This is a genomic window from Stenotrophomonas sp. AGC87 (assembly GCF_057333975.1).
Map to the genome: position 1 here is coordinate 18,354 of NZ_JBHFHW010000006.1, position 7,550 is coordinate 25,903.

Genomic DNA, 7,550 nt, shown 5'->3' on the forward strand with positions numbered 1-7,550 from the left:
GGGCCCCCCCTTCTGCTTTCTTATTTCTTCTCGTTCGCGGACTCGACCACCATGTCCAGCACGTAGGCGTTGGACGAGGCATCGGCCGGCGGGTTGGCGATCTTGTAGCGCTTCACGCGCACCACGTTGCGCACGCCGTCTTCGTGGGTGTAGCCCTCGATGACGTCGTAGAAGTTCTGCCACTCGCCCGGCTCACTCTGCTTGATGCCGTTGGCGTCGTAGCGGATCTCACGGGTCTGCAGGCACTGCTTGTCGCGGATCATCGGGTGCGGGCACGGCTTGGTCTGCGCGGCCACTTCCAGGAACACCGTTTCGCCTTCGCCGCCGTAGCGGGTTTCAGCGGTCGGTTCCGGGGTGAACACCAGCACATCGCCCTTGGCGGTGCGCAGGGTCAGCTGACCCGCATCGCCCAGTTCGGTCTTCAGTGCGCCTTCCAGGCGGCTGCCCACGGCCTGGTCCAGCGCCATCAGGTTCTTGTCCGTGCAGGCCATCATGGTCGAGGCCATCGGCGAAATGGTCAGCGAACCATCGGCCAGCGTGTAGCCGCCGCCCATGCGGTTGCAGGTGTTGCTGATCGCGATGCGGTCATCCTTGAAGTCCAGCGTGACCGGCTTGTCGGCGCGGGCGAACAGCGCATCGATGCGCTTGCCGCCGGCATCGGTGGCCGAATCCAGGCGCCAATGGCTGCCCTGCAGGCGCTGCACGTCCAGACGGGCCACGGCGGCCTGGTCGGCGGCGGCGGTCGGTGCCGGGGCGAGGTCATCGCGGCCGGCCGGGGCGGTGGAGGGGTTGCTGCAGGCGGCCATGAGGGCCAGCGGCAGGATCAGCATCAGGGTGCGTTTCATGTACATCTCCTTGGGAACCTGGGGAAAAACGCCGGTGCAGCCACAACGGGGTGACGCCGGCGCCGGGCCGTTCAGTTGCCAGCCGGCAACCAGAGCAGCAAGGCCGCGCCCAGCGCGATGCGGTAAACCGCGAACGCCGTGAACTTGTGCGACTTGATGTAGCCCAGCAACCACTTCACTACGATGAAGCCGGTGACGACTGCGGCAAGGAAGGCCACGCCCACATCGGTCCAGTTCTCGCTGGCGAGCTTGCCGTCCTTGGCCAGTTCCAGGAAGGCATAGCCGCTGGCGGCGAACATGGTCGGGATGCCGACCAGGAACACGAACTCGGTGGCCTTCGCGCGGCGGCTCAGGCCGAACAGCATCGCGATGAAGATCGCCGCCGCCGAACGCGAGGTCCCCGGGAACACACCGGCCACCACCTGCGCCACGCCGACCAGGATGGCGACCTTCCAGGTCACCTCATCGCGCTCGGGCAGGCGCGCGGTGTAGGCCTCCACCAAGAGCATCCAGAGGCCGCCGATGATCAGCGCCCAGGCCACCGGGGTGACCGTCTCGGGCAGCTCCCAGCCGGCCAGGCGGACCGGCAGGCCCACCACGGCGGTGACCAGGAAGGCGGTGCCGAGCTTGAGCACGTAATCGCGGTTGGCGCGCTCATGCAGGCCGGTCGCCAGGGACCACAGCCGCTGCCGGAACACCAGCGTGATCGCCAGGATCGCGCCGGCCTGGATGATGATGTTGAAGAAGTCCGAGCGTGCGCCCAGCCAGTGCTGGGCGATCAGCAGGTGGCCGGTGCTGGAGATCGGCAGGAATTCGGTGAGGCCTTCAAGAATGCCCAGAAGGAGGGCGGAGAGCAGGTCGGACATCGGCGGTACTGGAGCTCGCGGAGGGGTTGAATCGGGCAGCGGCGACAGCGGGACGCTGTGGCCAACGTCGCCTGTCGACGGCCCGTGGGCGTAAAGCATAGAGCATCCCGCATTGCACCAAAGGTGTGCGTGGTGCAGCCTTTGCACTGCTTTGGTGCATCCGCCCGCGCGTCGCGCGGCGCGCCAGGCCAGTGAAATCAAGGATTTGTGAACGCTGAAAAGTTGGCACGGGGTTTGCTGTGTCTACTTACGCAATCACCCATCTGAGGTTTCACCGATGTCCGTGGAAAATGTTGAGAAGCTGATCAAGGACAACCAGATCGAGTTCATCGACCTGCGTTTCGTCGATATGCGTGGTATCGAGCAGCACGTCACCTTCCCGGTCAGCATCGTGGAGCCGTCGCTGTTTGAAGAAGGCAAGATGTTCGATGGCAGCTCGATCGCCGGCTGGAAGGGCATCAACGAGTCGGACATGGTGCTGCTGCCGGATCCGTCCAGCGCCTACATCGACCCGTTCTACGCCGACCCGACCCTGGTCATCAGCTGCGACATCCTCGATCCGGCCACCATGCAGCCGTACGGCCGTTGCCCGCGTGGCATCGCCAAGCGCGCCGAGGCTTACCTGAAGTCCTCCGGCATCGCCGAGCAGGCCTTCTTCGGCCCGGAGCCGGAGTTCTTCATCTTCGACTCGGTCCGCTTCGCCAACGACATGGGCCACACCTTCTTCAAGATCGATTCCGAAGAAGCGGCCTGGAGCACCGGTGACAAGTACGACGGCGCCAACAGCGGCTACCGTCCCGCCGTGAAGGGCGGCTACTTCCCGGTCCCGCCGACCGATTCGCTGCACGACCTGCGTGCGGAAATGTGCAAGACGCTCGAACAGGTCGGCATCGAAGTGGAAGTGCAGCATCACGAAGTGGCCACCGCCGGCCAGTGCGAAATCGGCACCAAGTTCAGCACCCTGGTGCAGAAGGCCGACGAACTGCTGCGCATGAAGCACGTCATCAAGAACGTCGCCCACCGCAACGGCAAGACCGCCACCTTCATGCCCAAGCCGCTGGTCGGCGACAACGGCAGCGGCATGCACGTGCACCAGTCGCTTTCCAAGGGCGGCACCAACCTGTTCTCCGGTGACGGCTACGGCGGCCTGAGCCAGCTGGCGCTGTGGTACATCGGCGGCATCTTCAAGCACGCCAAGGCCATCAACGCTTTCGCCAACTCGGGCACCAACAGCTACAAGCGCCTGGTGCCGGGCTTTGAAGCCCCGGTGATGCTGGCCTATTCGGCCCGCAACCGTTCCGCCTCGTGCCGCATTCCGTGGGTGTCCAACCCGAAGGCGCGCCGCATCGAAATGCGCTTCCCCGATCCGATCCAGTCCGGCTACCTGACCTTCACCGTGCTGATGATGGCCGGCCTGGACGGCATCAAGAACCAGATCGACCCGGGCGCACCGAGCGACAAGGATCTGTACGACCTGCCGCCGGAAGAAGAGAAGCTGATCCCGCAGGTCTGCTCCTCGCTGGACCAGGCCCTGGAAGCGCTGGACAAGGACCGCGAGTTCCTCAAGGCCGGTGGCGTGATGAGCGACGACTTCATCGATGGCTACATCGCGCTGAAGATGCAGGAAGTCACCAAGTTCCGCGCGGCGACCCACCCGCTCGAATACCAGATGTACTACGCGAACTGAGCAACAGGTGACGATGACGAAGGATATCCCTCCCACCCTTCGTCATCGTCGCCGCCTTTCCAGCTGGGGAGCCGGCAAGGCACGTCGTACAGCGGACCGTTGGTCCGCTATGAAACGGTAGAGCGGACCGTTGGTCCGCTGCACCACCAGGGGCAAGAGAGACCGGACGCGTCATGGGCCCTTCCTCCCTCCCGCGTCACCGCTGGCGTCGCCCTTCGGGCGTCGGCATCGGCGTGGCCCATGCAACGTTCGGCGCAACGACCGGCGGCCATGTGCAAGTGGCCGTCGGTTGACCTGACATCGGCCCCACGCGGGCCGGTTCCATCCACCATCGGGATATGCGCATGAAACTGATCTCCGCCATCATCCGGCCGTTCAAGCTCGACGAGGTCCGCGAGGCCCTCTCCGACGCTGGCGTGTCGGGCATCACCGTGACCGAAGTCAAAGGCTTCGGGCGCCAGAAGGGCCACACCGAGTTGTATCGCGGCGCGGAGTACGTCGTGGATTTCCTGCCGAAGATCAAGATCGAGACCGTCGTGACCGACGATCGCCTGGAGGCCGTGGTCGAGGCCATCCAGACCGCGGCCGGCACCGGCAAGATCGGCGACGGCAAGATCTTTGTCACCGCGGTCGAACAGGTCGTCCGCATCCGCACCGGCGAAATCGGCGCTGACGCGCTCTAACCCCACTCGGAGCCCACAATGAAGACCTCTTTGTTCACCGGGTGGCAAGCCCGGTTCCATGCCGTGTGCCTGATGATGTTGATCAGCGCGTTGGCCGTTGGTGCCTTCTCCAGCAGCGCGCACGCCCAGGCGCAGGTCACCCCGGCACCGTCGGAGACGGTCGCGGTCGAGCCGTTGCCGACCACGCCGGAGGCCACCGCTGCTCCGGTCGCCGAAGCCGCCGCTGCGGCCACGTTCGATCACGGCGATGTCGCCTGGATGCTCACCTCCACCCTGCTGGTGCTGCTGATGGTGGTGCCGGGCCTGGCCCTGTTCTACGGCGGCCTGGTGCGCTCCAAGAACGTGCTGTCCATCCTCAGCCAGATCCTGGTGGTGTTCTCGCTGGTGCTGATGCTGTGGGTGGCCTACGGCTACAGCGCGGTGTTCAGTGAAGGCAACGCCTTCTTCGGCTCGTTCACGCAGTTCGCCTTCCTCAAGGGCTTCGGCCCGGACACCGTCGGCAACACGCCGATCGCCGGCCTGCCGGATTATCTGTTCGTTGCCTTCCAGTCGACCTTCGCCGGCATCACCACCGCCCTGATCGTCGGTGCGTTCGCCGAGCGCATCAAGTTCAAGGCCGTGCTGCTGTTCTCGGCCCTGTGGTTCACCCTGAGCTACATCCCGATGGCGCACATCGTGTGGGGCGGCGGCTATCTGGGTGAGATGGGCGCGATCGACTTCGCCGGTGGCACCGTGGTCCACATCAATGCCGGCGTGGCCGGCCTGGTGGGCGCGTACTTCGTCGGCAAGCGCATCGGCTACGGCCAGACCGCACTGAAGCCGCACAACGTGCCGTTCACCTATATCGGCGCGATGCTGCTGTGGGTGGGTTGGTTCGGCTTCAACGCCGGCTCGGCCGCCGCCGCCGACACCGTCGCCTCGCTGGCCTTCATCAATACCATCCTCGCCACCGCCGCCGCGGTGCTGGGCTGGACCCTGGTCGAAGCGGTCAGCAAGGGCAAGCCGTCCGCGCTGGGCGCTGCCTCCGGCGCCGTCGCCGGCCTGGTCGGCATTACCCCGGCCTGCGGCACCGTGGGCCCGCTGGGCGCGATCGTGATCGGCCTGGTCGCCGGCGTGGTCTGCGTCTGGGGTGTCACCGGTCTCAAGCGCCTGCTCAAGGTCGATGACACCGCCGATGTGTTCGGTGTGCACGGCATCGGCGGCATCGTCGGTGCGCTGCTGACCGGTGTGTTCAGTGCTCAATCGCTGGGCGGCACCAAGGCCGACCTGGACATCGGCCACCAGGTCTGGGTGCAGCTGGTCAGCGTCGGTTTCACCATCGTCTGGTGTGCCGTGGCCACTGTGCTGATCCTGCTGGTGGTGCGCATGGTGTTTGGCCTGCGCGTCACCGAAGAAGCCGAGCGCACCGGCCTGGATGTCACCTCGCACGGCGAGTCGGCCTACGAGGCCTGAGTCGCGCGATACCGCATTAGAAACGAGAGAGAGATGCTTTACCTTTGCCGGCGGCCTTCGGGTCGCCGGCTTTTTTGTGGGCGGCCGATAAGCCCACGCGCCTGACCGGCGTCACTCTTTCACGCGTGCGTCTTCACACACGATCCGACCAGCGGTCGTTTCCAGCCCTATTTCCGGCGGCCTGATTGGCTTACAGTGCGCCCCGCCAGCGGCGATCGCATCGGCTGGCCCGGATTCTTTCCAAGGAAGAGCGTAATCGTGCAACAGGGACGTAATGAACGCAGCCGCGCGCTGCGCTGGCGGTTGAGCGTGGGTGTCGCACTGGCCGTGGCCTGTCTGCCGCCCACTGTGTGCGCGCAGGTGGCCCCACCGGATCAGGAACTGCTGCGCCAGCAGGAGCGCGAGCGCGCCTTGCGCGAGCAACAGGAAGCCACCCCTGACGTGCGCCTGCAAGCCGCGCCGGAAGAGGCGGTGGGTCGCCTGCCGGCAGACGAATCGCCCTGTTTCCCGATCCAGCGCATCGCGCTGGAGGGCGAACTGGCCGATCATTTCCGCTGGTCACTGCGCGCAGCCGATCCGAGCGACGATCCGGCCACCGGCCGTTGCCTGGGCACCGGCGGCGTGGACATCGTGATCAAGCGCATGCAGAACGCGATCATTGCGCGCGGCTATGTGACCACCCGCATCCTGGCCGCCCCGCAGGACCTGAAGGCCGGCACGCTGACCCTCACCGTGGTGCCCGGCCGCATCAATGCCGTCCGCTTCGCCAGCGAGGAAGGGCGTACGCCCGCCTTGTGGAATGCGCTGGCGGTGGGCCCGGGCGATCTGCTCAACCTGCGCGACATCGAACAGGCGCTGGAGAACCTGCAGCGTGTGCCGACCGCCGCGGTCGACATCCAGATCGCCCCGCCGCAGGAGGGCGCACAGGACAAGCCAGGTGAAAGCGATCTGGTCATCAGCTGGGCGCAGCGCGCACCAGTGCGCGTGAGCCTGACCCTGGATGACGCCGGCAGCCAGTCCACCGGCAAGCTGCAGGCCGGCGCCACGCTGTCGCTGGACAACCTGGCCGGGCTGAGCGACCTGTTCTATTTCAATGCGGGCAAGTCCGTGTTCAACGGCAGCGACCGCGGCACCGACAGCTGGTCCACCCACTACAGCGTGCCGCTGGGCTGGTGGCTGCTGGGGGCCAACGCCAGCGAATACGATTACCGGCAGACCGTGGCCGGTGCCTACGAAACGTATGAGTACAGCGGCTCGAGCCGCAATGCCGAGCTGCGCCTGACCCGCATGCTGTTCCGCAATGCGCACGCCAAGACCAGCATGCACGCGCGCGGTTGGTACCGTGAATCGGACAACTTCATCGACGACACCGAGATCCTCGTGCAGCGCCGGCGCATGGCCGGGTGGGAGCTGGGGATCGCGCACCGCCACTTCATCGGCAAGGCCACGCTGGATGCGAACCTGGCCTACCGCCGCGGTACCGGGGCGTTCAACGCGCTGCAGGCACCGGAAGAGGGCTTTGGCGAAGGCACCGCGCGCGGCAAGGTGGTGACCGCCGATGCGCAGCTCACCGTGCCGATGCAATGGGGCCGGCAGGGGCTGCGTTACACCGGCAGCTGGCGCGCGCAGTGGAACCGCTCGCGACTGGTGCCGCAGGACCGCTTCTCCATCGGCGGCCGCTACACCGTGCGCGGCTTCGACGGGGAACTCTCGCTCACCGGCGAGCGCGGCTGGTTGCTGCGCAATGAACTGGCCTTTGCCATGGGCGGCGGTGTCGAGAGCTTCGTGGCCGTGGACCATGGCCAGGTGGGCGGACCCTCGACCGAGTGGCTGCTCGGCGACCGCCTCACCGGCATGGCGCTGGGCCTGCGTGGCGGCTCGCGTCACGTGCAATGGGAAGGCTGCGTCGGCAGCCCGCTGCACAAGCCCGATGGCTTCCAGACCGCTTACACCACCTTTGGCATGAATCTCGGCGTCTCGTTCTGACGCCAGCTGTACGGCCCTGGGGCCGCTGCGG

At 66.2% G+C, this 7,550-nt stretch carries 6 protein-coding genes; 4 read left to right on the forward strand and 2 right to left on the reverse strand.

The genetic code is table 11. The annotated features are described in order from the left end of the window. Window positions 1-20 precede the first annotated feature (20 nt). On the reverse strand, window positions 21-845 hold the full coding sequence (locus tag ACE026_RS03235) for a DUF4377 domain-containing protein (RefSeq protein WP_486037801.1): 825 nt from the start codon (window positions 843-845) through the stop codon (window positions 21-23). A gap of 71 nt (window positions 846-916) precedes the next feature. Beyond that, window positions 917-1,711 (reverse strand): undecaprenyl-diphosphate phosphatase, encoded by a 795-nt coding sequence (locus ACE026_RS03240; protein ID WP_486037803.1) that lies wholly within the window; start codon window positions 1,709-1,711, stop codon window positions 917-919. A gap of 277 nt (window positions 1,712-1,988) precedes the next feature. Here ACE026_RS03240 and glnA point away from each other — a divergent pair, with 277 nt between their 5' ends. From glnA to ACE026_RS03260, 4 genes are all read left to right on the forward strand, one after another. Then, a complete protein-coding gene (glnA, locus tag ACE026_RS03245) occupies window positions 1,989-3,398 on the forward strand; it encodes a type I glutamate--ammonia ligase (RefSeq protein ID WP_121044004.1) in 1,410 nt (469 codons plus the stop codon). Window positions 3,399-3,742: 344 nt separating this feature from the next. Beyond that, the gene (locus ACE026_RS03250) at window positions 3,743-4,081 is read left to right on the forward strand and encodes a P-II family nitrogen regulator (protein WP_019184907.1); all 339 of its coding nucleotides are present in this window, start codon (window positions 3,743-3,745) and stop codon (window positions 4,079-4,081) included. 18 nt (window positions 4,082-4,099) lie between these two features. Further along, a complete protein-coding gene (locus ACE026_RS03255) occupies window positions 4,100-5,533 on the forward strand; it encodes an ammonium transporter (RefSeq protein ID WP_486037806.1) in 1,434 nt (477 codons plus the stop codon). Window positions 5,534-5,791: 258 nt separating this feature from the next. Beyond that, a complete protein-coding gene (locus ACE026_RS03260; protein WP_486037808.1) occupies window positions 5,792-7,519 on the forward strand; it encodes a ShlB/FhaC/HecB family hemolysin secretion/activation protein in 1,728 nt (575 codons plus the stop codon). Window positions 7,520-7,550: the final 31 nt, after the last annotated feature.

Excerpts from the sequence above, each read along its gene's own strand:
- ACE026_RS03235 (WP_486037801.1), bottom strand. The coding sequence starts at position 845 with ATGAAACGCACCCTGATGCTGATCCTGCCGCTGGCCCTCATGGCCGCC.
- ACE026_RS03240 (WP_486037803.1), bottom strand. The coding sequence starts at position 1,711 with ATGTCCGACCTGCTCTCCGCCCTCCTTCTGGGCATTCTTGAAGGCCTC.
- glnA (WP_121044004.1), top strand. The coding sequence starts at position 1,989 with ATGTCCGTGGAAAATGTTGAGAAGCTGATCAAGGACAACCAGATCGAG.
- ACE026_RS03250 (WP_019184907.1), top strand. The coding sequence starts at position 3,743 with ATGAAACTGATCTCCGCCATCATCCGGCCGTTCAAGCTCGACGAGGTC.
- ACE026_RS03255 (WP_486037806.1), top strand. The coding sequence starts at position 4,100 with ATGAAGACCTCTTTGTTCACCGGGTGGCAAGCCCGGTTCCATGCCGTG.